Consider the following 23884-nt stretch of genomic DNA (forward strand, 5'->3'; position numbering starts at 1 on the left):
GCGCATGCTGGCAATACGAAGACGATTCAGGTGGAGTCGATGGTCCAGGACGAGCCGAACGGCGAGATCGTCGCCGCAAGCGACCGGCCGCGCGAGAAGAAGCCCAACTTCTTCCAGCGCATCGCCATCTTCATCCGCCAGGTCTTCGCCGAACTTCGCAAGGTCGTCACGCCGACCCGCCAGGAGCTGGGCAAGTACTCGCTGGTCTCGCTGGGATTCGTCGTCGTGATGATGGCCATCGTCTACGGACTCGACGTGCTGTTCGTCTGGATGGTCAATTGGGTGTTCGGCACCCCGGGTGGCGCGTGATCCGCGCGTGACGCGCGGTTCCCGGCCCCTATCAACGGAAGAGAATCAAGTGCCAGACAGATACACCGACGACGCCGATTGGGCGACCGCCGCCGAGCAGTCCAGCGAGGACGACGAGGCGCAGGACGGCCCCGTGCTTGAGGCGCAGCAGCGCTCGGCCGACGCCGCGGAGCACACCGCTCTCCATGTCGAGGAGGAGAGCGACGACGACGGCGCAGACGACGAACTCGACGACATCGACATCGAAGACCCGGAGGCGGACGCGATCGTGAACGACGCACTGCACATCGACGAGACGGCCGAGGCCGAGGCTGCGGCCGAAGTGCTCACCGACGACGCCGCAGACGAGCAGCAGCGCCGCGCCGCTGAGGCTGACGACGAGGTGGCCCCGTACGATGGGCCCGACGTGAACGGCGAAGAAGACCGCCCGGTTCTCGACGAGGAATTCGTCGACGAGGTGGATGCCGCATCAGCGGTGGTCGACGAGGCCGAAGAAGACGCCGCTGACGAGGAAGACCCCTACGAGGCCTTCCGTGCCGAGCTGCGTTCGCTGCCGGGAAAGTGGTATGTCATCCACTCGTACGCCGGCTTCGAGCGCAAGGTGAAGGCCAACATCGAGCAGCGCAAGTCGACGCTCGAGGTCGAAGACGACATCTACCAGATCGAGGTCCCCATGGAGGACGTCGTCGAGATCAAGAACGGGCAGCGCAAGATGGTCACGCGCGTCCGGATTCCCGGCTACGTGCTCGTGCGCATGGAGCTCAACGAAGACACCTGGTCGGTCGTGCGGCACACGCCCGGTGTGACCGGCTTCGTCGGCAACGCGCACAACCCCACGCCGCTGCGCTTCGAAGAGGCCTTCACGATGCTGAAGTCGCTCGTCGAGGTCAAGGAGGTCGCTCCGGCCAAGGGCGCCGCTGCCAAGGGCGGTCAGGCCGCTGCGCGCGTCATCCCCGCCGAGATCGACTTCGAGGTCGGCGAGACCATCACGATCAAGGACGGCTCGTTCGCGGGCCTGCCGGGCACGATCAGCGAGATCAAGCCCGAGAGCGGCAAGCTCACCGTGCTGGTCTCGCTGTTCGAGCGCGAGACCCCGGTCGAGCTGAGCTTCGACCAGGTCACAAAGATGTTGTAGCGGCTCGAAGCCCCACAGACACCGCACCCCGGAACCGCCGGGTCTGCGGGAGAGCGGATGCCTCGCGGCATCCGATTCGTTGAAAGGAAAGAAATGGCACCGAAGAAGAAGGTGACCGGCCTGATCAAGCTTCAGATCAACGCCGGTGCAGCCAACCCGGCGCCGCCGATCGGGCCCGCGCTCGGTCAGCATGGCGTCAACATCATGGAGTTCTGCAAGGCGTACAACGCGGCGACCGAGTCGCAGCGCGGCAACGTCATCCCCGTGGAGATCACCGTCTACGAGGACCGCAGCTTCACGTTCGTTCTGAAGACCCCGCCGGCCGCCGAGCTCATCAAGAAGGCCGCAGGCGTGGCGAAGGGCTCGTCCGTTCCGCACACCGACAAGGTCGGCAAGCTCACCAAGGAGCAGGTCCGACAGATCGCCGAGACCAAGCAGCCCGACCTGAACGCGAACGACATCGAGGCAGCCTCGAAGATCATCGCCGGCACCGCCCGTTCCATGGGCATCACGGTCGAGGACTGAGGGGAGTAACGAACATGGCTACCAAGTCCAAGGCCTACAAGGCCGCCGCTGAGAAGGTCGGCACCGACAAGTTCTACACGCCCACCGAGGCCGTCGCGCTCGCGAAGGAGACCGGGTCGAAGAAGTTCGACTCGACCGTCGAGGTCGCCCTCAAGCTCTCGGTCGACCCGCGCAAGGCTGACCAGATGGTGCGCGGCACCGTCATGCTGCCGCACGGCACGGGCAAGACCGCCCGCGTCATCGTGTTCGCCAACGGTCCGGCCGCCGAGGCGGCCATCGCCGCCGGCGCCGATGAGGTCGGCAGCACCGAGCTCATCGAGAAGGTCGCCGCCGGCTGGACCGACTTCGACGCGGCCGTGGCCACCCCCGAGCTCATGGGCCAGGTTGGTCGTCTCGGCAAGGTGCTGGGCCCCCGCGGCCTGATGCCGAACCCGAAGACCGGCACCGTGACCCCCAACCCGGCCAAGGCCGTTGAGGAGATCAAGGGCGGCAAGATCGAGTTCCGCGTCGACAAGCACGCCAACGTGCACTTCATCGTCGGCAAGGCCTCGTTCACTGCCGAGCAGCTTGACGAGAACCTGAAGACCGCGCTCGAAGAGATCGTGCGTCTCAAGCCCGCCAGCTCGAAGGGCCGCTACATCCAGAAGGGCGCCGTGTCGACCACGTTCGGCCCCGGCATCCCGCTGGACGTCAACGCCATCTGAGCCTGACGCTCACGAAGGACCCCGCCTCACGGTGGGGTCCTTCGTCGTTGCCGGCAACAGTGCGTAACGCATGTGCCGAGAGAACGCGGCGCGTGCTGTACTGAGTCGTCGCCGTGGTCCACCCCGCCACGCAGCGTTCACACGCCCCATACGAAGGAACCGCATGTCTCGTCGCTCGATCCTGGCCGCCACCCTCGCCGTCACCGCAGCGCTTGCGCTCAGCGCGTGCAGCACCTCGGCTACTCCGGCGTCCTCGGCAGCCGCCGGTGGCGAAGATCTCGGCCTCGTGAAGGCCGGCACCCTCACCGTCGCGACCGAGGGCACGTACCGCCCGTTCAGCTACCACGACGAGTCGGGCAAGCTCGTCGGCTTCGACGTCGAGATCGCTGAGGCGGTCGCCAAGAAGCTGGGCCTGAAGGTCTCTTTCCAAGAAACCCAGTGGGACGCGATCTTCGCCGGCCTGGATGCCGGCCGATTCGACCTGATCGCGAATCAGGTGTCGATCAACGCCGAACGCGAGGCGAAGTACCTCTTCAGCGAGCCGTACACCGTCTCGCCGGGCGTCATCATCGTGAAAGACACCGACGACTCGATCTCGAGCTTCGACGACCTCAAGGGCAAGACCACGGCGCAGTCGCTCACCAGCAACTGGTACGAGCTGGCGCAGGACCACGGCGCGAAGGTAGAAGCGGTCGAAGGGTGGGCGCAGGCGGTTTCACTGCTCGAGCAGGGCCGCGTGGACGCGACGATCAACGACAAGCTGACCTATCTCGACTACGTGAACACCAAGGGGTCCACCGGTCTGAAGATCGCGGCTGAGACCGACGACCCCGCAAAGAGCGCGTTCGCCCTCACGAAGAAGAAGACGGCGCTGGTCGATGCCATTGATGATGCGCTCACCGAACTGCGCGCCGACGGCACGCTGACCACGATCAGCAAGAAGTACTTCGGCACCGACGTCACCCAGTGAGGCGTATCCCGCTCGAGCCGGCCGACGGCCGTCTCGCAGAGAGCGGGTCTGACGTGAGGCGAAGGGAGTGCCCGTGAACGATACCTGGAAGCTGGTTCTTGACTCGTTCTGGCCGCTCGTCCTCGCCGGTCTGCGCGGCACCATCCCGCTGGCACTGGCGTCGTTCGCGATCGGCCTCGTGCTCGCGCTGGGGATCGCGCTCATGCGCATTTCGACGAATCCGGTCGTGTCTGGTATTGCACGACTGTACGTCTCGGTGATCCGCGGCACCCCGCTGCTGGTGCAGCTGTTCGTGATCTTCTACGGGCTGCCGCAGCTGGACATCCGCATCGATCCCTGGCCAGCGGCGATCATCGCGTTCTCGGTGAATGTGGGCGGCTACGCAGCCGAGGTCATTCGCGCCGCGATCCTCTCCGTTCCCAAGGGCCAGTGGGAAGCGGGCTTCATCGTCGGCCTTTCGCGAACGAAGACGCTGCAGCGCATCATCCTTCCGCAGGCCGCGCGCGTCTCGGTTCCGCCGCTGTCGAACACCTTCATCTCGCTCGTGAAGGACACATCGCTCGCCTCGCTCATCCTCGTCACCGAGCTGTTCCGCGTCGCGCAGAACATCGCGGCATTCTCGTACGAGTTCATGATCGTCTATCTGGAGGCCGCGTTTATCTACTGGATCTTCTGTCTTGTGCTCTCGACCGGGCAGAGCGCGCTGGAGAAGAGGCTGGATCGTCATGGCGCACACTGAGGAACCGCTGCTGCGCGTCAGCGGAATCACGAAGAGCTTCGGCGACAATCGCGTGCTCGACGGTGTCGACTTCGAAGTTGGGCGCGGCGAGGTCGTCTGCCTAATCGGACCGAGCGGTTCGGGAAAGACGACCGTCCTGCGCTCGCTCAACGCCCTCGAGACGCCTGATGCCGGCGTCCTCGAGTTCGCGGGAGGGCAGCGCATCGACTTCGGCGCGCGGCAGTCCAAGCAGCAACGAGCAGCCCTCCGCGACCGCTCGGCGATGGTGTTCCAGCACCACAATCTCTTTCCGCACCTCACGGTGCTCGAGAACGTCATCGAGGGTCCCGTGCGTGCACACGGTGTCGCGAAAGTCACCGCCGTCACCGACGCCGAACGACTTCTCGACAGGGTTGGGCTGAGTGCGAAGCGCGATGCCTATCCGCACCAGCTGTCAGGCGGCCAGCAGCAGCGCGTCGGCATCGTCCGTGCCCTTGCACTCCAGCCCGACCTGCTGCTGTTCGATGAGCCGACCAGCGCACTGGACCCGGAGCTGGTCGGTGAAGTGCTGATTGTGCTCAAAGAGCTTGCCGATGAGGGCTGGACGATGGTGATCGTCACCCATGAGCTGGGTTTCGCGCGGCGCGTGGCCGATGAGGTGCTGTTCTTCGATGGCGGCGTCATCGTCGAGCGCGGCGCGCCGAAGCAGTTGTTCGCACAGCCCCGTAACGAGCGCACCCGCCGGTTCCTCGACCGCATTCTGCGGCCGTTGGACGAGTGACATCGCGTGCGGCGCGGAACACGGTGCGTGCTGCGGGATGCCGCTGACGGTGCCGCCCTCACACGGTTGTTCGCACCTCGAACCCGCGCGAGCCAGTTGGCGCGGCATCGGTCACTCGGGCGTCGGTGACGCGAGACCCGGGTGGGCCCTCGGCCATCCAGGCCAGCACGCTGTCGACTTGCTCGTCGGTGCCCTCGAGCTCGGCCTCCACCGTGCCGTCGCGGCGGTTGCGCACCCAGCCCGCGACGCCGGCCTCGGCTGCCTCCAAGCGCAGGGTGTATCGGTAGCCGACGCCCTGCACTTCTCCCGAGACGATGACATGAACGCGCCGCATCCCTCCATCGTGCCAGGATGCCCTCATGGGCACTATCGATGAGTATCTGGCCGGGCTCGAGCCTGCCGACGCCGCCGTGGTCGCGCAGATCTACCGGGTCGCCGCGGCGGCCATCGGCGAGACCGAGCAGGGTACCGGCTACGGCATGCCGGCGTTGACGTACCGGGGCAAGCCCTTGCTGTCGGTGATGCGCACGAAGAAACACATCGGTGTCTACCCGTTCAGCGGACGTGTACCTGAGGCGGTCGCCGCATCCCTCGGCGATGCGGAGTTCGACAAAGGCACTATCCGGTTCCAGCCCGAGAGCCCGCTCTCCGACGAAGCCGTGCGGGCGATCGTGGCCGCCCGCCAGGCTGAGATCGACGCGACGTCCCGGTAGGCCCACGCCTTCACGCCGATGCGATGAGCGAGGCGGCCAAGCCCAGCATCACGACACCGATCGCGGCATCCACGATCCGCCACGCGCGCGGCGTCGCCAGGCGACGCCCGAGAAGGCGCGCGCCGTATGCGAGGGCGAAGAACCAGAGGGCGCTGGCCAGCCCCGCACCCAGCGCGAACCACCAGCGGCCCTCGCCGTGCGTGTTGGCCACCGAACCCAACAGAAACACCGTGTCGAGATACACGTGCGGGTTCAACCAGGTCAGCGCGAGGCACGTCGCCACGACGGGGGCCACCGCGGTGCGCGTCGCGAGCGACGCGGTGCCTACCGCCGACGGCGGCCTACCGAGCGAGGCCTGCAGAGTCGCCCCGGAAGGACGGATGGCGCGCCGCAGCGCGAGAACCCCGTATCCGACGAGGAACGCGGCGCCGACCCAGCGCACCGCCTCGACCAGCCCCGGCAGCGCACGCAACGCGAGGCCGACGCCAGAGACGCCCAGGATGATCAGCAGCACATCAGAGGCTGTGCAGATGAGCGCCACCGTCAGCACGTGCTCGCGGCGCAGCCCCTGCCGCAGCACGAACATATTCTGTGCGCCAATGGCGACGATGAGCGAGAGGCCGAGACCGAGACCGGCGAGAACCGAGGTGAGCACACCTCCACGTTATGAAGCGCCCCGTCTGAAGTACAGATGAAGAAGTTGATGCACCATTAGCATGGCTTACGATGCGTATTCCGTTCGAGCTCGCTGAAACCCTCGCCGTCGTCGTCGAGGAGGGAACGCTGGATGCCGCGGCGCGGCGCCTGCGGCTCACTCCGTCGGCGGTGAGCCAGCGCATCAAGGCGCTCGAAGAGCAACTCGGGCGGGTCATGCTCGTGCGCTCCAAACCGGCTCGGGCGACGGCGGCGGGCGACGCGGTCGTGCGGCTGGCCCGTCAACTCAACCTGCTCGAGCACGATGCGTTGGGAGAGTTGGGCGACGAATCGGTGCGCATGAGCGTCGCGCTCGCGGTGAACGCCGACTGCCTGTCGACGTGGTTTCTCGACCCTCTCGCGCGGCTCGGGCAGCGGCATCCGCTCGTCTTCGACCTGCACCGCGACGACCAGGACTTCACCGCGGGGCTTCTCGAGTCGGGCACGGTCATGGGCGCGGTCACCTCGCGCGCCCGCCCGGTGGCCGGCTGCCGCGTCGTGCCGCTCGGGGTCATGCGCTACGAAGCCGTGGCCACGCCGCAGTTCGTGGCCGAGTGGCTGCCGGCCGTGACGGCCGCCGCGCTCGCGCAGGCTCCGGTCGTCTTCTTCGACCGTCGTGATGAGCTTCAAGCCATCTGGCTGCGGGCGAGGGGAGTGGATGCTGCGCCTCCACGGCACTACATCCCCGCCTCAACAGACTTCGCCCGCGCCGTCGAACTCGGCATGGGCTGGGGACTGCTGCCCACTCTGCAGTCCGAGGCGGGCCTGGACGACGGATCGCTGGTGCGACTCGGGGGAGAGCCGGTGGACGTCCCCCTGTATTGGCAGCAGTGGAACCTGCGGTCTGCCCTGCTCGACGCCGTCGCCGACGAGGTGATCAGCGAGGGGCGTCGGGTGCTGCGCCGCGGAAGTCCGTCTGCGGGATGATGTTGTTCGCCAGCGCCCCGAGCAAGCCGCTGAGCCGCTCGATCGACTCCATCGGCCACTCGCTGAGGGCATCTTCGAGGCGGTCGATGAAGGGGAAGCGAATGGCGCGCAGCCGCTCCTGGCCGAACGGCGTGACAGAGATCAGGCGGATGCGGCCATCGGTGGCATCGGGAGTGCGTTCGATGAGGCCGAGACCTTCCAGCTCTGCCACGGAGCGGCTGATCATCCCCTTGTCGGTCGTCATCCGTTCGGCAAGGGTCGACGCGCTGACCGGGCCGATCTGATTGATCACAGTGAACACCTTGAACGTTCCGGGGATCATTCCGGGGCTCACTGCTTCAGACGCCTGCGCGTAGGCGTGGCGCAACTGCGTGAACAGCAGCGAGAACGCGCCCTCCAGGTCGCGGACGGCGTCGCGTCGGGGGTCCCGCTCTGGGGCGGCGTCGTGAGACGCCGCCCCAGAGACGGATGCCGTGGTCATGATTCGTCGGACCTCGCAGAACGGCGGGTGGCTGCCTGGGCTCCGCCGGCGACGGGGATGCTGCCGGTGGCAGACAGCGCGTCCATGCCCTCGGCTACCGAGACGGTCGCGAGGTCGGCTTCGCCGGCCTGCATACGCTCGACGTTCGTCATGCGGGTCAGTGGCTTGTTCGGAATGAACAGGATGGCCAGCAGACTGAGCACCGCGAACGGCACCGCGATCAGGAACGAGTGCGAGATGCCCTGGGCGTAGATGTCCTCGATGATGATGCGCAGCGCGTGCGGCATCGTCGAGACCTCGGGGAGCGTACCGGACTGCAGCTGCTGACCCCAGTACTGTGCCTTCTCAGGACCGAGGCCCTGGATGGCGGCGGTGATGTCGCCGAGGTGGGTGGTCATCAGATCGACGACCTTGGTCGCCAGCGCCGCGCCCATGACCGACACACCGATGGTGCCGCCCAGGGTGCGGAAGAAGGTGACACCGGAGCTTGCGACTCCGAGTTCCTCGGGCTTGCAGGTGTTCTGTACGACCAGCACGAGGTTCTGCATGGTCATGCCCACGCCTGCACCGAGCAGGAACATGTAGACCGAGACCAGCACGAAGTTCGTGTCGTAGTGGATCGTCGACAGCGTGTACGAGCCGGCGATCAGCAACACGCCACCCAGCAGCAGGTACGGCTTCCAATGCCCGTACTTCGAGATCAGCATGCCGATGAACACCGACGACAGCAGCAGGCCGCCGATCATCGGGATCGTCATCAGGCCGGCCTGCGTCGGGGTGGCCCCGCGGGCCAGCTGCATGTACTGGCTGAGGAACACCGAGGCGCCGAACATTGCGATGCCGGTCGAGATCGAGGCGACCACGGCGAGCGTGAAGGTGCGGTTGCGGAACATCGCGAGCGGCACCAGCGGTTCGCGGGCGCGCAGTTCGAAGACGACGAACAGCAGAGCCGCGATGATTGCGCCGCCGACCATCCAGACGGTCGTGAAGCTCCACCAGTCGTTGGAGTGCCACCAGTCGCCGGTCGTGTCGGTGCCGGCGTTGCTCACCCAGATCATCAGCAGTGCTGAGGCAGCGGCCAGCAGGACGATGCCGACGTAGTCGATCGTCACCTTGCGCTGCTTCTGCGGCGTCAGGTGCAGGGTCTTCTGCACGATGATCAGCGCGATGATGGCCACAGGAAGGGCCACGTAGAAGTTCCAGCGCCAGCTGAGGGTGTCGGTGAGAACGCCGCCGAGCAGCGGGCCACCGACGGTGGAGACGGCCATGACCGCGCCGAACAGGCCCATGTACTTGCCACGTTCACGCGGGCTGAGGATGTCGGCCATGATGACCTGGCTGAGAGCGGCCAGACCACCGGCGCCGAGGCCCTGCACCGCACGGAAGGTGATGAGCATCTCGGGGTTCTGCGAGAAGCCCGCTCCGGCGGTGGCCAGGACGAAGATGACGATCGCGAGCTGGAAGAGCACCTTGCGATTGAAGAGGTCGGCGAGCTTGCCCCAGATGGGGGTGGCGATCGCCGTCGCCAACAGGGTCGAGGTGACGACCCAGGTGAAGGCGGCCTGGTCGCCCTTCAAATCGTGGACGATGACCGGAAGGGAGCTGGACACGACGGTCGACGCGAGCATCGACACGAACATGCCGAGGATGAGGCCGGAGAGGGCCTCGAGCACCTGGCGGTGGGTCATGGCCGGCTTGGCGCCGGCCACAGAGGGAATTTCGGACATGCAGATCCTTCAGAGAACAGAGCGGATTTCACAATGGGATTTTGTTGCGCGACGACGATGGCGCAGATGGTTGACGATCGTCAACAGTTGAGATTCGTCAACTATATATCCGATCGTTGACGTTCGTCAACTAACGGTGCCTGGCGGCTGGGGGAACGAAGTCGCCGTTCGTTGAGCGAGCGAAGCGAGTCGAGACGCCGCTTCAGTCCGCGAGAGCCAGCGCTCGATGTACCTCGCGGGCGGGGGAGGGATGCGTCACCCGGTGCAGCTCGTCGATCAAAGCCGTCGCCAGTCGCACCAGCTTGCCGATCTCGATCTCGTCGCGGTCGACCCAGGCGCATTTCGGCTCGTCGTCGACCGGCACGAAGTCGACGTGCTGCTCCCAGATCACGAGGGTGCGCTCCGCACCGAGCACATGCTGCTGCCACCACACCTGACGAAGATAGGAGCGCGGGATGCTGCGCCACGCCTTGTTCGTGGTCTTGATCTCGGCGAGGGTGATGTGCCCAGCACCGTCCTGGGTGATCCCGTCAGGGGTGGCCAGGTGTCGCGGCTCCACGACCGCGCGGAAGAGCGCCGAGGAAGGCTGGATGCCGTGGGTTGCAGCCACCCATGCAGCGATCTCGGGTTCGCGGCGACGTCCGTGGTCGGTGTACGCGTTGCCGGTGAAGCCGCTTCCGCGCAGCTTCGTCTGTGCCGCGCGGGCAATCGCGCGCTCGCTGGTGAGGTGCGCGACATCCGTCGCTGTGATCCCTCGTGAGCGCGCTCGCAACCAGGCGACCCGATCGCGCGAGTCCGCGACGATGCGCTCGGCCAGTTCAGGGGTCACCACTCGAGGGTAGCCCCGGGGGCAGACGGTTGCCGCACGACGCTCCGCATCCGAGGGCGAAGCTCCCGCGCGCTCGCCCCGCCGTCTCGTGCATCGACATTCTGCTCTGGGTGCCTGGCGCTGGAGCGCAAGGGGCTTGCGCTCCAGCGCTGCGGTGCCAGGGTCGAGAGCATGGACACCATCACTCAGGAGCAATTCCAAGCGTTTGCCGGTGTCGAGGGCTGGCGCTTCGCCGCCGACGCCGTGCGTGCGCAGTTTCGCACGGGCGACTTCGCGACCGGCGCGCGTCTGTTCACGGCGATCGCGGACCTCGCCGAGGCAGCCAATCACCACCCCGATGTCGAGGTCACCTACCCGAGCGTGCGTGTGACGTTGACCTCGCACGATGCGGGCGGAGTGACGGGGAAGGATGCCGCGCTGGCCGCCGCCATCTCGCAGGCGGCCGGCGATCTCGGCATTGAGATGGAAGACGCTGCCGGTCGCTGAGCCACGACCGCGACCCGGCCGATGCGCGTCGTCGTCCCCGTGACGCCGTAGTGCGTGCCGGGCTGGGCGTCGCCTTGCCGGCTGGGCGTCGTCGTGCCAGCTGGGCGTCGTCGTGCCAGCTGGGCGTCGTCGTGCCCGGCTGGGCGTCATCGTGCCGGATGTTTTCGCGGTCGGTGATGTGCGCGCGCAGTCGGTCAAGCGTGTGGCGTCCGCGGTTGGCGAGGGGTCGGTCGCGGTGCAGTTCGTGCACCAGGTGCTGCGCGGCTGACACGGGTCACCCGGTTCGCTGCGCGGCTGGCAGGGGTCACCTGGTTCGCGGTGCGGCTGGCAGGGTCACCTGGTTCGCGGTGCGGCTGGCAGGGTCACCTGGTTCGCGGTGCGGCTGGCAGGGTCACCTGGTTCGCGGTGCTGCTGACGGGGGTTATCTGGTTCGCGGTGCGGTTCGTGCGCCAGGTGTGGTGCGGCCGGCAGGGGTTACCCGGTTCGCGGTGTGGCTGGTTCGCGTTGTTTTGCCAGTCGTTGTCTGAGCCGGTTTTGTGCGCGGTGGAGTGATCCGGTGGTGGGGTGCCATGTGCGGGTGGGGTCGAGGTTGCGGGGTGCGCGGATTTCGGGGATGCCGTTGATGATGCGGATTTCCCATCCGCTGGTGTCGATGGTGCGGTGGTGCCACCAGCACAGGGGGACGCCGTTGTCGGTGTGGGTGGGTCCGCCTTTGGCGTGGGGTGTGACGTGGTGGATTTCGCACCAGGTGGCGGGCATGTGGCATCCGGGGATGGCGCATTCCCCGTCGCGGGCGATGATCGCCCGGCGTTGCTGGGTGGTGAAGGTGCGGTTGGGGGTGCCGAGCTGGATGATGCGGCCGTTGTCGGCGACGATCATGTGTTGGGTGCCGGCGTTGCAGGCGGTGTGCCGGGCGACGAAGGCGGGGACGGTGCAGTTTGTTCCGTTGAGGAATGCGACCCCGTTGTCGCGGTTCAGGTCGTCGGCGTTGATGGTGACGATGACGGCCGGTGGGGCGCCGCCGATGGTGGGGGTTTCGGTGGAGCGGGCGGCCACGTGCAGGATGGTGGCGAACACGTCGTGCATCTTCTGCGCCCGCGTGCGCGGATCCGGCGGAACATCCTCCCCAGCATCCGCACTGTCGACGTTCTCACGGAACGCGACCGCCTCGCCTCGAGTGCGGTCTTGCACGCGGGGGTTGGTGTGTGCGTCGTAGAGCAGCCGGAACTGTTCGTATACCTCGGTGAGGATGTTGCCGTTGACGGGGACGAGCCCGCCGTTTTCGTGTCCGAAGTGCAGGCCCCGGTTGCGGGCGGCGTGTTGGTCTTTGGGGAGGGTGCCGTCGGGGTCCAGGATCAGCTCCCATACCTTGGCTTGCAGGCGGGTGTCATCGGCGGTGCACGGTGGCGCCCCGTCGGGGCCGGTGCCGGTCGCGGCGGCGACAAGTTCGGTTTCGGCGGCGGCCAGCTGGGCGGGGTGGCACCGGTCGGTGATCGGGCCGAGCACGGAGATGATCGCCGCGATGCTGTCGACCCCGATGACACCTGAGGTCAGGGCTGCTGCCACGGCGGGGAACGGGGCGGGCAGGCTCTGCCCGGTCAGGGTGGCCCGGCCACCTGTCGCGCGGGCGTAGCGTGCCCGGGCGCGGGCGGTGACCGCAGAGACCCCGGTGACCCGGCACAGCAGGTCGACCGCGTTGATGCACCCGTTGCGTGCACAGAGGCGGTCTTCGCCCAGTTCGCTGCGCGACCGGTTATCGACCTGCCCGGCAGCAGCGATCCGCAACGCGTCGATCCGGCGGCCCAACGACTCGACCACCCGCGTCAGAGCGAGCAGCTCGTCGTCACCCAGAGCTCGCACACGATCGTCGTCGAGCGTGTCGTGCACGGCATCGCTGAGCTGCTGGTCGAGACGGGTCAGCGTCTCCAACAGGTCATCCGGTGCCGTGGTCATACCCCCATCATGGTCGCCACCACCGACATTGACCCTCCACATTCCCCAGGTCAGCGCTAGTTTCTGTGGATAACCATCCACGCCCCTCGCCTGGGGAGGAAACGACGGCACTCGCCCTCACCAGAGGGAGGGCTGTGATGGGCACGTCGGGCAAGACGCGCGTTTCGACTCGGTCGCTTCGCTCCCTCGCTCAACGACCGAGACGGGGTGCGCCCGCGCTCAGTGACTGGGACCGGTCGGGTCCGCGCTCAACGACCGAGACGGGTCAGGCCCGCTCAGTGACCGGTCCGCTCAACCGCACCGCTTGGCTCAGCACACGAACGTCCAGGCATACTCCCGCCCGTCGGGGCGACGCCAATGCACGGTGACCTGGCCGGACTCCAGGGCCCGCTCGCCGAAGAAGACGAACCGCAGCCCTTCGCCGGGAGCAAGGCTGGCGCGGGGTACCGCCGGCTCTGCCCAACCCTCGCCGAAGAATTGCGTCGAGATATCGGTCACCCGTTCGGTGCCGACGTTGCGCAGCGTGCACCAGGGCAGCTGCTCACGATCGACGAGCCACGGCACAAGGTAGGCGCGTTCTGCCGAGCGAGGTGCGACGTCGGTGAGGTGTGGCATGTCGGCGACGGTAAGGCATGCCTCGGACTCGCAGCGGCGGAGGACGCGGCATCCTGCCCACATCTGTGGACAGAGGGCGAATGCGTGCTTCTGTGGAGGAATCGCCGCAGCCCACCCGTCCGCGATTTTGTCGCACCAGCGGCATCCCGTAGACTTATCGGTGCCGAAGACCGCCGGTCATCCGTCCGCGCAAGCGAACGGATCGAAGCACTGCACAGCAGGGGCCCGCGCAGGTGACACGATCGATTCTCTCGCTCCGTGCGCCTTGCGCCGGAGCTTTTTTGTTGGGCTCGAAGGTCTGAAGCAGGCGCCCCGCCATCGCGGGACGCACAGTACAGACAAGGAGTGGCCATGGCGCAGAAGGACCAGGCGGTCGCCGAGCTCACGAAGAACTTCGAGGACTCGACTGCCGTTCTGCTCACCGAGTACCGCGGCCTGACGGTTGCCGAGCTCAAGGAGCTTCGCAACAGCATTCGTCAGGACGCGGAATACGCCGTGGTGAAGAACACGCTGACCAAGATCGCTGCCAACAAGGCGGGGATCGAGTCGCTGGACGACGAACTGAAGGGTCCGTCGGCCATCGCATTCGTGCACGGTGACCCGGTCACCGTCGCGAAGGGCCTGCGCGACTTCGCCAAGGCACACCCTCTGCTGGTCATCAAGGGCGGCTTCTTCGATGGAGCACCCCTGAGCCCGGCCGAGGTCAACCAGCTCGCCGACCTCGAGAGCCGTGAAGTCCTGCTGGCGAAGCTCGCCGGCGCCTTCAAAGCCTCGCTGTTCCAGGCGGCATATCTCTTCAATGCGCCGCTGTCGAAGGCCGTTCGCACGGTCGACGCGCTGCGTGAGAAGCAGGAGTCCGCTGCCTGAACAGGGCACGGCTAGAACAAACCCCGATCAAGGAGAAACATCATGGCAAAGCTCAGCACTGACGAGCTGCTCGACGCCTTCAAGGAGCTTTCGCTCATCGAGCTCAGCGAGTTCGTCAAGAAGTTCGAGGAGACCTTCGAGGTCACCGCCGCCGCTCCGGTCGCCGTGGCCGCTGCCGGCGCCCCGGCTGCCCCCGCCGAAGAGGTTGAGGAGAAGGACTCCTTCGACGTCATCCTCGAGTCGGTCGGCGACAAGAAGATCCAGGTCATCAAGGTCGTCCGCGAGCTCACCTCGCTCGGCCTCGGCGACGCGAAGGCTGTCGTCGACGGCGCCCCCAAGCCGGTCTTGGAGGGCGCGGCCAAGGACGCGGCCGAGAAGGCCAAGGCTGCCCTTGAGGAAGCCGGCGCCACCGTCACCCTCAAGTAGTCTCCGCTGCTTCACGAATGCCCCGGTCATCACGACCGGGGCATTCGTGCATGTGTGGGATGCCGCATCCTAGAGAGCTCTGATCAACTCATGGGATCGCTCCCATGAGTTACCAACACGTTATGCCGCTGCGGTTGATATGCGTATGGCGCGCCGGTACGTTCGATGTAAGCGCTTGCGCCGACGGGGATCGTGCGCACGTGCTTTGCACCCTTAACGAGGAGGACCACATGGGCAAGTCCATTCGACGCTCGGTGATCATCCCGCTCGCACTCGCGGGCGTGGTGGGAGTCGTGCTGACCGGCTGTGCTGAGACCGGTACGGGCGGCGGCGGCAACGGAGACGATCTGAAGGGTCAGACCGTCCGGCTCTCGGGCGGCATCACCGGTTCCGAAGCCGATCTGCTGAACAAGTCGTTCGAGCAGTTCACCAAAGACACCGGCATCAAGGTCGAGTACACGGGTGACAAGAGCTTCGAAGGCAACATCGTCACCAAGGTGAAGGGTGGCTCTGCGCCGGATATCGCCATCGTTCCGCAGCCCGGTCTGCTGCAGTCGCTGATCGCCACGGGCGAGGTGCAGAAGGCCGACGACACCGTGAGCGCGAACGTCGACCAGTACTGGGGCCCGGACTGGAAGGGCTACGGCACCGCCGACGGCACTTTCTACGCCGCGCCGATGCTCGCCAACGTCAAGGGCTACGTCTGGTATTCGCCGTCGGAGTTCAAGGACTGGGGCGTGGAGGTTCCCAAGACGTGGGATGACCTGCTCGCTCTGACCAAGACGATCCAGGAGAAGACCGGCAAGGCGCCATGGTGCGCCGGGTTCTCGTCGGGTGATGCATCCGGCTGGCCGGGCACCGACTGGATCGAAGACCTCGTGCTGCGCCAGTCGGGCCCCGATGTCTACGACCAGTGGGTCGACGGCTCGGTGAAGTTCACCGACCCGCAGATCAAGCAGGCATTCGACGCCGTGGGTGAGATCCTGCTCAACCCCGACTACGTCAACGCCGGGTTCGGCGATGTCAAGAGCATCAACTCCACTGCCTTCGCCGATGTTGCGGCCAAGGTCGCCGACGGTACCTGCGCACTGACCCACCAGGCCTCGTTCCTCTCGTCGAACTTCCTCGACGTGAAGAACAAGGACGGCGAGGCCCCGACGATCGCGCCCGACGGTGACGTGTACGCATTCGTGCTGCCGGGTCTGAAGGAAGACGCCAGCTCGGTCGAGGGCGGTGGCGAGTTCGTCGCGCGCTTCTCTGACAGCGCTGCCGCCAAGAAGGTCCAGGAGTTCATGACCACCCCCGACTTCGCGAATGCACGCGTCAAGCTCGGCGGTGTGATCTCGGCGAACAAGGGCGCCGACGCGACCCTGGCTTCCAGCGAGTTCCTGACCGAGGCGATGCAGCTGCTGCAGAACCCCGACACCGTCATGCGTTTCGATGCGTCTGACCTGATGCCGGCCACGGTCGGTTCGGGTTCGTTCTGGAAGGGTATGACGAGCTGGATCGACGGTATGTCGACGGCCGACACGCTCAAGGCCATCCAGGCGGGTTACGAGAACTAGCCGATTGTCAGTACGACAGGGTGGATGTCCTGACCCGGACATCCACCCTGTCGTACACTCCTCCCGAGGCTTGAGGGCGCGCCCAGAAAGGCAGGAACATGGCGACCGCGATCGAGCAGGACACTTCCACCCGTCGAGGACCGCGGCTTTCGCGGACGGTCACCGGCATCATCATCCTCGTCGCCGCGATTCTCATCGTGGCTGCCTTCGTCTTCTTGATCGTGGGGGGACCTGACGAGGATGCCGTCCCCACCACCCTCGGCTTCTCGCTGAACAGCTTCTTCGTGTGGATCGGCGCGCTGCACCCGCTGCTGCAGATCCCGATCATCGTGGTGCTGTTCGCAATGGTGGTGGGCGTCATCCTGTTGCTCATCGAATACGCCCCGCGCCCCGGCCGCGGCTATTTCTGGATGCGGGTGGCGGCCTGCTTCCTGATTCCCGTGCTCGCCTTCATGGTGCTGCGGCCGTACCAGAACTCGGTCGTCTATGTCGTGGCGATCGCGCTGCTGGCCGGCGCCATCCTCTTCTTCGCCGACTACCGTGCCCGCGAAGGCGCGGGTTATGTGTTCCAGCTCATCACCTTCATGGCGCCGGCCGCGATCCTGCTTCTCACGGGTCTGGTCTACCCGGCGATCTCGACGTTCATCCAGTCGTTCCTGGACAAGTCGGGTAAGCAGTTCGTCTGGTTCGACAACTATGTGTGGACCTTCACGAACCCCTACGGCTTCTGGTCGGTGATCAACACTCTGATCTGGGCGTTGCTGGCGCCGACCATCGCCACGGCGATCGGCCTGGTCTATGCCGCGTTCGTCGATCGGGCGCGGGGCGAGAAGTTCCTCAAGCTCTGGGTGTTCATGCCCGTGGCGATATCGTTCGTGGGCGCCGGCATCATCTGGAAGTTCGTCTACGACTACCGCCAAGGTCAACAGGTCGGTCTGCTCAACGCGATCATCACCTGGTTCGGTGGCCAGCCGGTGGGCTGGCTCGACGCACAGCCGCTGATCAACACCTTCTGCCTGCTGGCGGTGTTCATCTGGAGCCAGACCGGGTTCGCGATGGTCATCCTCTCGGCCTCGATCAAGGCTGTTCCCGCCGACCAGCACGAGGCAGCACAGCTCGACGGGGCGAGCGCCCTGCAGCGGTTCTTCAACGTCACGATCCCCGGCATCCGCGGCTCGCTGATCGTGGTGCTGACCACTATCACCATCGCCGCGCTGAAGGTGTACGACATCGTCGCGGTCATGACCGGTGGTCGGTCGAACAGTTCGGTGCTGGGTTTCGAGATGGTCAACCAGCAGCAGCGTTTCCAGAGCTACGGACACTCGTCGGCGCTGGCGGTCGTGCTGTTCCTGTTCGTGCTGCCGCTGATCGTCTACAACGTCATCCAGATGCGCAAGCAGAAGGAGATCCGCTGATGGCCACGATCGACCTCGACACGCATCCCGACACGGCGGCTGCCCGCACCGTCGGGCGCAGCAATCGCAAGGCCGAGCGCGACGCGCGCAACAAGCTCACCTCGCGCGGTGCCACGCTGGCGGCCGCGATCATCGCGATCGTGTGGACGATTCCGACGTTCGGCCTCTTCGTCACCTCATTCCGTCCCGGTGCCGATTCGAACACCAGTGGATGGTGGACGTTCTTCGTCAACCCGAACTTCACGCTGCAGAACTACTTCGACGCGTTGACCGCGGGCGGTACGGCACTGACCCTGGGGCAGTCGTTCATCAACTCCCTGGGCATTGCCATCCCCGCCACAGTGATCCCGATCGCGCTGGCGGCTCTGGCCGCCTACGCGTTCGCGTGGATTCCGTTCAAGGGCCGAGGGCCGCTGTTCGTGGCGGTGTTCGCGCTGCAGATAGTGCCCATCCAGATGGCGCTGGTGCCGTTGCTGAGCCTGTTCTCACGGGGCCTGTCCATCGGCGGTGTGGGGATCTTCCCCGGCTTCACGCTGCGCGATGTCGACCACAGCTTCGCGACCGTGTGGATCGCACACGCCATCTTCGCGATGCCGCTGGCGATCTTCCTGCTGCACAACTTCATCTCCGAGATCCCCGGCGAACTCATCGAGGCTGCGCGCGTGGACGGCGCCGGACACGGGCAGATCTTCTTCCGCATGATCATTCCGCTGGCCATGCCGGCCATCGCCTCGTTCGCGATCTTCCAGTTCCTGTGGGTGTGGAACGACCTGCTGGTGGCGACGATCTTCGCGCCCAGCTCGTCGTTGCCGCTGACGCAGACATTGAACTCGCTGTCGGGCACCTGGGGTGATCGCTGGTACCTGCAATCGGCCGGCACCTTCATCTCGATCATCGTGCCGCTGATCGTCTTCTTCGCGCTGCAGCGGTTCTTCGTGCGGGGGCTTTTGGCCGGCGCGACGAAGGGCTGATCAGACGCGACCCAGTTCGCGCACCGGGCGCAGTCGGAACAGGCGCACGGTGCGGCCGGAGTCGCGTTCGTACGACCGGTAGTTCGGCCACTGCGCCTCGATGCGCACCCACGCGGCATCCCGCGCGGCGCTGTCGGCGATGCGTTCGGCATGCACGGCAAGGCGACGCCCGCGCACGACGATCTCGGCGTCGGGGTGTGCGATCAGATTGGCTGTCCAGGCGGGATGCCGCGCCCCGGCGAAGTTCGTGCCGGCAACGATCGCGCTTCCCCCGCCGTCGGGGGTGTACATGAGCTCGACGGCGCGTGGCTCGCCGCTGCGCGCGCCGATCGTGTGCAGCGTGAGGGAGGGGACGAGGATGCCGCTGATCGGCATCTTGCCCCTGCTGACCACACGGAACGCCGCTTCCAGCACCGGCATCAGGTGGCGCCCGACGCGTCGGAACAGCGCCGTCTGGGTGAGCGGGGCCAGAGTGCGGCGCACCGCCTGGCGGATCGAAGGCATGCCGCCATCATGCCGTATCGCCGAAGACGGCGGCGTGGCTAGGCTGAGCGCATGACCGAGCCGGCAGATTCCGACGTCACCGCCGCCGAGGCAGAGCTGGCTCGGCTGCGCGCCGAGGCAGAGGCGGCCGAGGCGGCACTCAAGGCCGCACAGGCCAAGGCAGCGCTGGCCGCCGCCGAAGCAGAGGCGGCGAAGGCCAAGGCTGCGGCGGGGGATGCCGCGGCCGCGCCGCGGGCGCAGGCCGCACCGCCCGCGCCCGCGGCCGCATCGTCTCCGGCGGCCGAGCCCGCCCAGCCCGCGGCCGAGGCCGCGCCGTCTCCGGCGGCCGAGCCCGCCCAAGCCGCGGCATCCGCAATTCCCGCACCCCAGCCACCCGCGGCCGCACCACCGGCATCCCCTGCTCCCGCTGCCGCGGGAGGGCCCCTCGACGCCGACGAGGTGCAGGCGATCGTCGACGGCTACACGTTCAACGCGGCCACTCTCGATCTCGGGGCGCTGGTGAACACCGACCCGGTTCCGGCCGCGCAGATTCGCATTCCCCTGGCGATGCTCAACCGTCACGGACTGGTCGCCGGTGCGACCGGCACGGGCAAGACCCGCACGCTGCAGGGTCTGGCCGAACAGCTGGCCGCCAACGGCGTGCCGGTGTTCGCTGCCGACATCAAAGGCGATCTGTCGGGAATTGCCACTCCCGGGCCGTCGAGCGACACGCTGCTCGAACGCACCCGTGGTATCGGCCAGGACTGGACGCCGGCGGCCTCGCCGACCGAGTACTTCGCCCTGGGTGGTATCGGCAAGGGCGTGCCGGTGCGCGCGACCGTCACCGGGTTCGGTCCGCTTCTGCTCAGCAAGGTGCTGGGACTTAACCAGACGCAGGAGTCGAGTCTGGGCCTCGTGTTCCACTACGCCGACGAAGCCGGGCTCGCGCTGGTGGACCTCTCCGACCTGCGCGCGGTGCTGACCTATCTCACCGGCGACGAGGGCAAGGCCGAGCTCAAAGGCATCGGAGGGCTGTCGGCGGCGACGGCCGGTGTGATCCTGCGCGAGCTGATCACGTTCGCCGATGCCGGCGCCGATGTGTTCTTCGGCGAGCCTGAGTTCGATGTCGCCGACTTCTTGCGCACCGCGCCCGACGGGCGGGGGATCATCAGCCTGCTCGAGGTGCCCGGAGTCATCGACAAGCCCGAGTTGTTCTCAACCTTCTTGATGTACCTGCTGGCGGAGCTCTTCGAGATCCTCCCCGAGGTCGGCGATGCCGACAAACCGAAGCTGGTGTTCTTCTTCGACGAGGCGCATCTGCTCTTCGCCGACGCCTCGAAGGACTTCCTCGCCTCGATCACGCAGACGGTGCGACTGATCCGGTCGAAGGGTGTGGGCGTGTTCTTCGTGACGCAGACGCCGAAAGATGTCCCCTCCGATGTGCTGGGGCAGTTGGGCTCGCGCGTGCAGCACGCGCTGCGCGCGTTCACTCCCGACGACGCGAAGGCACTCAAGGCGACCGTCGGCACGTACCCGAGGTCGGGGTACGACCTGGAGCGGGTGCTGCAGGAACTGGGCACAGGTGAGGCCATCGTCACGGTGATGAGCGAGAAGGGTGCGCCCACGCCGGTGGCATGGACGCGCATGCGGGCGCCGCAGGGACTCATGGAGCCGACGCCCGACCCGCAGATCGTCGCGGCGGTGAACGCTTCGCCGCTGCTGGCGAAGTACGGCGCCGCCATCGACCGGGAGTCGGCGCGTGAGATCCTCACCGCGAAGATGAACGCCGCCGAGCAGGCGCACGCGGCCGAGCTTGCGGCCGCCGAGAAGGCCAAGGCCGATGCGGAGTACGCGAAGCAGAAGGCGGCCATGGACAAGGCCGAAGCCGCCGCGCAGAAGAAGGCGCAGGCCGAGTACGAGCGTCTGATGCGCAAGACCGCGGGCACCACGCGCACGTCACGCGCGAAGCGGTCTTCACCGTTGGAAGAGATCCTCGGTTCGAAGACCACGCAGAGTGTCGTGGGCGGCATCATCCGCGGCATCTTCGGCACCGGACGGCGGTGATCCGCCGCGTGCGCACGCGCGCGGCATAGGCTGGTGACATGCCATACGCCGCAGCCGTGATCACCGTGTCGGACCGCTCTTCGCGGGGCGAAAGAGAAGACCTCAGCGGACCGATCGCCGCAGCTGCGCTGCGCGAAGCGGGGTTCGTCTGCGATGAACCGGTCGTCATCCCCGACGGCGCCGACGAGGTCGAGGCGGCGCTTCGCGCGGCCCTGACCGACGGCATCCGGGTCATCGTCACCACCGGCGGCACAGGCGTCGGCCCGCGCGACGAGACGCCCGAGGGCACCGACCGTCTCGTCACCCACCGTATTCCCGGCATCGCCGAAGAGCTGCGACGGCGGGCCACCGCCGAAAAGCCGGCGGGCATGCTCTCGCGCGGCATCGCCGGCATCGCCGAGGGGGCCTTCGTGGTCAATCTGCCGGGATCGCCGGCGGCGGTGGAGGCGGGCATGCCGGTGATCATCGGGGTGGCCGCCCATGTGCTTGGTCAGCTGCACGGGGATGACCACCGCACCGACGAGCACGGCGCACACGAGCACGGCGTGGATCGGCACCGGTGACCGTTCGCCTCGCGCAGATCAGCAGCGCGCCGCTGGATGTGGCCGCGCACATCGCGGCGGTCGACGACCCGCGCATGGGAGCGGAGATCACGTTCGTGGGACGGGTGCGCGATCATGACCCGGATGCCGCATCCGGCGTGGTCGCCCTGGAGTATTCCTCGCATCCCGACGCCGAGAAGACCCTCGCCGAGCTTGCGGCGGCCGCTGTCGGGGGGGCATCCCGCGTTGGTGGCGGCCAGCCACCGGATCGGCCGGCTCGAGGTCGGCGACATCGCAGTGGTGGTCGTCGTGGCCGCCGAGCATCGCGGTGAGGCGTATGAGGTGAGCCGAGCGCTGATCGAGTCGATCAAGCACAGCCTGCCGATCTGGAAGCGTCAGATCGAGGCCGACGGCACCACGAACTGGAAGGGCCTGGGCGGCTGACGCGCCGTCCCCTTGCTCGGTCACCTCTCCTCGTCGTTTCTTCCCGTCGACTTCGCCGAAGAAGTTCGACTCCGCCTACCGGGCCGACGCCGTTCTGATGCTAACGTTACTTACACAAGATGAAATCGGAAGGAGCGTGAGATGCCTCAACTCGCATCGCGTCCTGAAGATGAGGTGCGCCACGCCCTCGATGTACTCGCGGCGGCGGACCTGGCGACAATCGAGCGCGTGATGTCTTCACCGGGCACGGACGTGCCTGCAGAGTTCTTCGTCGCCGTTCGCGACACTCTCGTACACCGTCGAGCGACTGACGTGCTCGCGTCGGCCATGGGTTCGCTTGCAACAGCGGTCGACCCTGCAACGGCCCGCGCGGTCCAGGCCACCGAGAATGTGTGGCGCCAAATCGACACCGAGTTCGGGCTGCTCTCCTCGTCTGAGGTTGGTGGATTGCTGGGCGCAAGAGGCGCCAACCGAACCTACGCAGCTGACCTCCGCAAACGCGGCGAGCTGCTCGGCGCCCAGCGTAAGAACGCCTACGTCTACCCTGGCTTCCAGTTCGACCACAACGCGGGCGCAGTGCGCCCGTGGGTCACCCGGCTGCTCGAGCTTGCCGACGAGCAGAAACGATCGGCTGCCGACGTCGTCATGTGGATGATGGCGCCGACGACATACTTCGACGGCGACCGGCCCGTGGACCACGTCGGCGACACTGAGCGGCTGCTCTCGGTCGCCAGCAGGTCCTGGGGAATCGTGTGGTGACCGGCGCAGAGATCCCCGGTCCTCCTACACCGTTCGACGCACTCACCCATGTGCTGCCCGGCGGCAGCATCCTGCATCGCGTCCACAACCAGAGGCGCGCCGGGAACATGTTCAACCCCGGGATCGGCGCGCCGACCCGTTTCGCGCCCTTCACCACTGCTACGGGACCCGTGCCTACGCTCTACGCTGCTGCAACGCCCGAGGTGGCCGTCAGCGAGTCGATACTTCACGGCGTGCCTCTCAGCGGGGGGATCCTTCCCTACGCCAGTTATGCAGCCTTGGTGGAGACCACGCTTGAGCTGCAGCGCCCGGTACGCCTGGCGAAGCTGATGGGCGACGGGCTGCGTCGATTGGGCATCACGCCCCAGCAGCTGACCGCGACCAGCGGAGATGTCTACGACCGGACCGTGCTGTGGGCACGAGCGGCACACGAGGCTGGCTTCGATGGACTTGCCTGGATGAGCGCGCGCGACAACACCGCGGAAGCGTACGTGCTGTTCGGCGATCGCATCAGCGCCGAGGACCTCGCGGTCACCGGCGCGGGCATCGGCCCATTCGCCAGCGGGACGGCCGGGTTCCCGTGGCTGTCCGCGTACTGCTCCAGGGTGAGGGTCGAGCTGCTGATCGCTTGATAACTTGCAATGACGCTCATCGACGCCATCGGGACGTGCCTGCGGGTCATCGGTCGGCAGACGCCCACCAGGGTTACCTGCTACGGCACTCTCGGAGAAACGAGCCGGCCAGAATGGCGACCCCGATCGGGTGGGACCGGAAGTTTCAGC

Annotated in this window: 30 protein-coding genes; 22 read left to right on the top strand and 8 right to left on the bottom strand. The window is 66.7% G+C overall.

What is annotated here, in order from left to right:
* Positions 1-39: 39 nt before the first annotated feature.
* The 7 genes from secE (at position 40) to ET475_RS11335 (ending at position 5142) form a co-directional block, all read left to right on the top strand.
* Positions 40-309, top strand: coding sequence for a preprotein translocase subunit SecE (gene secE / locus ET475_RS11305; protein ID WP_129393884.1), 270 nt, complete (start codon positions 40-42; stop codon positions 307-309).
* A 49-nt stretch (positions 310-358) separates the two neighbouring features.
* Positions 359-1444 (top strand): transcription termination/antitermination protein NusG, encoded by a 1086-nt coding sequence (nusG, locus tag ET475_RS11310; protein ID WP_129390080.1) that lies wholly within the window; start codon positions 359-361, stop codon positions 1442-1444.
* Positions 1445-1537: 93 nt separating this feature from the next.
* Positions 1538-1969 (top strand): 50S ribosomal protein L11, encoded by a 432-nt coding sequence (gene rplK / locus ET475_RS11315; RefSeq protein WP_129390083.1) that lies wholly within the window; start codon positions 1538-1540, stop codon positions 1967-1969.
* A 14-nt stretch (positions 1970-1983) separates the two neighbouring features.
* A complete protein-coding gene (rplA, locus tag ET475_RS11320) occupies positions 1984-2673 on the top strand; it encodes a 50S ribosomal protein L1 (protein WP_129390087.1) in 690 nt (229 codons plus the stop codon).
* Positions 2674-2836: 163 nt separating this feature from the next.
* Positions 2837-3643: an amino acid ABC transporter substrate-binding protein gene (locus tag ET475_RS11325; protein WP_129390090.1), complete on the top strand. Its 807-nt coding sequence runs from the start codon at positions 2837-2839 to the stop codon at positions 3641-3643.
* Positions 3644-3716: 73 nt separating this feature from the next.
* On the top strand, positions 3717-4382 hold the full coding sequence (locus ET475_RS11330; protein WP_129390093.1) for an amino acid ABC transporter permease: 666 nt from the start codon (positions 3717-3719) through the stop codon (positions 4380-4382).
* Positions 4369-5142, top strand: a complete 774-nt coding sequence (locus ET475_RS11335) for an amino acid ABC transporter ATP-binding protein (protein ID WP_129390096.1) — start codon at positions 4369-4371, stop codon at positions 5140-5142. The genes ET475_RS11330 and ET475_RS11335 overlap by 14 nt, the downstream gene beginning before the upstream one ends.
* 58 nt (positions 5143-5200) lie before the next feature.
* Here ET475_RS11335 and ET475_RS11340 read toward each other — a convergent pair whose 3' ends face one another.
* Positions 5201-5476, bottom strand: a complete 276-nt coding sequence (locus tag ET475_RS11340) for an acylphosphatase (RefSeq protein ID WP_129390099.1) — start codon at positions 5474-5476, stop codon at positions 5201-5203.
* 25 nt (positions 5477-5501) lie between these two features.
* Between ET475_RS11340 and ET475_RS11345 the strand changes: the two genes are divergently transcribed.
* Complete coding sequence (locus ET475_RS11345; protein WP_129390102.1) at positions 5502-5855, top strand: iron chaperone; 354 nt, start codon at positions 5502-5504, stop codon at positions 5853-5855.
* Between the two features lie 10 nt (positions 5856-5865).
* On the opposite strand, the gene ET475_RS11350 is transcribed toward ET475_RS11345, so the two are convergent.
* Positions 5866-6510, bottom strand: a complete 645-nt coding sequence (locus tag ET475_RS11350; protein ID WP_129390106.1) for a LysE/ArgO family amino acid transporter — start codon at positions 6508-6510, stop codon at positions 5866-5868.
* A 71-nt stretch (positions 6511-6581) separates the two neighbouring features.
* Here ET475_RS11350 and ET475_RS11355 point away from each other — a divergent pair, with 71 nt between their 5' ends.
* Positions 6582-7475 (top strand): LysR family transcriptional regulator ArgP, encoded by an 894-nt coding sequence (locus ET475_RS11355; RefSeq protein WP_129390109.1) that lies wholly within the window; start codon positions 6582-6584, stop codon positions 7473-7475.
* On the opposite strand, the gene ET475_RS11360 is transcribed toward ET475_RS11355, so the two are convergent.
* The 3 genes from ET475_RS11360 to ET475_RS11370 all read right to left on the bottom strand — a co-directional run bounded on the left by ET475_RS11360 (position 7426) and on the right by ET475_RS11370 (position 10512).
* A complete protein-coding gene (locus tag ET475_RS11360; RefSeq protein WP_129390112.1) occupies positions 7426-7956 on the bottom strand; it encodes a MarR family winged helix-turn-helix transcriptional regulator in 531 nt (176 codons plus the stop codon). The two genes, ET475_RS11355 and ET475_RS11360, sit on opposite strands and share 50 nt — an antisense overlap.
* Complete coding sequence (locus ET475_RS11365; RefSeq protein ID WP_242497605.1) at positions 7953-9683, bottom strand: MDR family MFS transporter; 1731 nt, start codon at positions 9681-9683, stop codon at positions 7953-7955. The genes ET475_RS11360 and ET475_RS11365 overlap by 4 nt, the downstream gene beginning before the upstream one ends.
* Before the next feature lie 202 nt (positions 9684-9885).
* Positions 9886-10512 (bottom strand): YqaJ viral recombinase family protein, encoded by a 627-nt coding sequence (locus ET475_RS11370; protein WP_129390115.1) that lies wholly within the window; start codon positions 10510-10512, stop codon positions 9886-9888.
* 171 nt (positions 10513-10683) lie between these two features.
* On the opposite strand from ET475_RS11370, the gene ET475_RS11375 reads away from it, so the two are divergent.
* Together ET475_RS11375 and ET475_RS17865 are read left to right on the top strand one after the other, a co-directional pair.
* A complete protein-coding gene (locus ET475_RS11375) occupies positions 10684-10998 on the top strand; it encodes a 4a-hydroxytetrahydrobiopterin dehydratase (RefSeq protein WP_129390118.1) in 315 nt (104 codons plus the stop codon).
* 112 nt (positions 10999-11110) lie between these two features.
* Positions 11111-11266, top strand: coding sequence for a hypothetical protein (locus tag ET475_RS17865; protein WP_165310642.1), 156 nt, complete (start codon positions 11111-11113; stop codon positions 11264-11266).
* A gap of 206 nt (positions 11267-11472) precedes the next feature.
* Here the strand turns inward: ET475_RS17865 and ET475_RS11380 are convergent, their stop codons facing one another.
* Positions 11473-12951 carry an HNH endonuclease signature motif containing protein gene (locus ET475_RS11380; protein ID WP_165310888.1) on the bottom strand — a complete coding sequence of 493 codons (1479 nt, stop codon included), beginning with the start codon at positions 12949-12951 and terminating at the stop codon, positions 11473-11475.
* Between the two features lie 309 nt (positions 12952-13260).
* Positions 13261-13566 (bottom strand): hypothetical protein, encoded by a 306-nt coding sequence (locus ET475_RS11385; protein WP_129390124.1) that lies wholly within the window; start codon positions 13564-13566, stop codon positions 13261-13263.
* Between the two features lie 351 nt (positions 13567-13917).
* Between ET475_RS11385 and rplJ the strand changes: the two genes are divergently transcribed.
* The 5 genes from rplJ to ET475_RS11410 all read left to right on the top strand — a co-directional run bounded on the left by rplJ (position 13918) and on the right by ET475_RS11410 (position 18810).
* A complete protein-coding gene (gene rplJ, locus ET475_RS11390) occupies positions 13918-14433 on the top strand; it encodes a 50S ribosomal protein L10 (protein ID WP_129390127.1) in 516 nt (171 codons plus the stop codon).
* A gap of 42 nt (positions 14434-14475) precedes the next feature.
* Positions 14476-14859: a 50S ribosomal protein L7/L12 gene (gene rplL, locus ET475_RS11395; protein WP_129390130.1), complete on the top strand. Its 384-nt coding sequence runs from the start codon at positions 14476-14478 to the stop codon at positions 14857-14859.
* 230 nt (positions 14860-15089) lie between these two features.
* Positions 15090-16424, top strand: coding sequence for an ABC transporter substrate-binding protein (locus ET475_RS11400; protein WP_129390133.1), 1335 nt, complete (start codon positions 15090-15092; stop codon positions 16422-16424).
* 98 nt (positions 16425-16522) lie between these two features.
* Positions 16523-17839: a carbohydrate ABC transporter permease gene (locus tag ET475_RS11405; RefSeq protein WP_129390136.1), complete on the top strand. Its 1317-nt coding sequence runs from the start codon at positions 16523-16525 to the stop codon at positions 17837-17839.
* A complete protein-coding gene (locus ET475_RS11410; RefSeq protein WP_129390139.1) occupies positions 17839-18810 on the top strand; it encodes a carbohydrate ABC transporter permease in 972 nt (323 codons plus the stop codon). Before ET475_RS11405 ends, ET475_RS11410 begins: the two co-directional genes overlap by 1 nt.
* Here ET475_RS11410 and ET475_RS11415 read toward each other — a convergent pair whose 3' ends face one another.
* Complete coding sequence (locus ET475_RS11415; RefSeq protein WP_129390142.1) at positions 18811-19314, bottom strand: nitroreductase family deazaflavin-dependent oxidoreductase; 504 nt, start codon at positions 19312-19314, stop codon at positions 18811-18813.
* Positions 19315-19365: 51 nt separating this feature from the next.
* Between ET475_RS11415 and ET475_RS11420 the strand changes: the two genes are divergently transcribed.
* The 6 genes from ET475_RS11420 (at position 19366) to ET475_RS11440 (ending at position 23734) form a co-directional block, all read left to right on the top strand.
* Positions 19366-21357, top strand: coding sequence for a helicase HerA-like domain-containing protein (locus ET475_RS11420; protein ID WP_129390145.1), 1992 nt, complete (start codon positions 19366-19368; stop codon positions 21355-21357).
* A 38-nt stretch (positions 21358-21395) separates the two neighbouring features.
* Complete coding sequence (locus tag ET475_RS11425; RefSeq protein WP_129390148.1) at positions 21396-21920, top strand: MogA/MoaB family molybdenum cofactor biosynthesis protein; 525 nt, start codon at positions 21396-21398, stop codon at positions 21918-21920.
* Positions 21917-22231, top strand: coding sequence for a molybdenum cofactor biosynthesis protein MoaE (locus tag ET475_RS11430; protein WP_340638581.1), 315 nt, complete (start codon positions 21917-21919; stop codon positions 22229-22231). Before ET475_RS11425 ends, ET475_RS11430 begins: the two co-directional genes overlap by 4 nt.
* Positions 22209-22343 (top strand): hypothetical protein, encoded by a 135-nt coding sequence (locus ET475_RS18330; protein ID WP_340638582.1) that lies wholly within the window; start codon positions 22209-22211, stop codon positions 22341-22343. The genes ET475_RS11430 and ET475_RS18330 overlap by 23 nt, the downstream gene beginning before the upstream one ends.
* A 174-nt stretch (positions 22344-22517) precedes the next feature.
* On the top strand, positions 22518-23102 hold the full coding sequence (locus tag ET475_RS11435; RefSeq protein ID WP_165310890.1) for a hypothetical protein: 585 nt from the start codon (positions 22518-22520) through the stop codon (positions 23100-23102).
* Positions 23099-23734, top strand: coding sequence for an RES family NAD+ phosphorylase (locus ET475_RS11440; protein WP_129390154.1), 636 nt, complete (start codon positions 23099-23101; stop codon positions 23732-23734). The genes ET475_RS11435 and ET475_RS11440 overlap by 4 nt, the downstream gene beginning before the upstream one ends.
* The last annotated feature ends 150 nt before the right edge of the window (positions 23735-23884 follow it).

It is taken from the genome of Microbacterium protaetiae, from assembly GCF_004135285.1.
In the GTDB taxonomy this organism is placed as follows: domain Bacteria; phylum Actinomycetota; class Actinomycetes; order Actinomycetales; family Microbacteriaceae; genus Microbacterium; species Microbacterium protaetiae.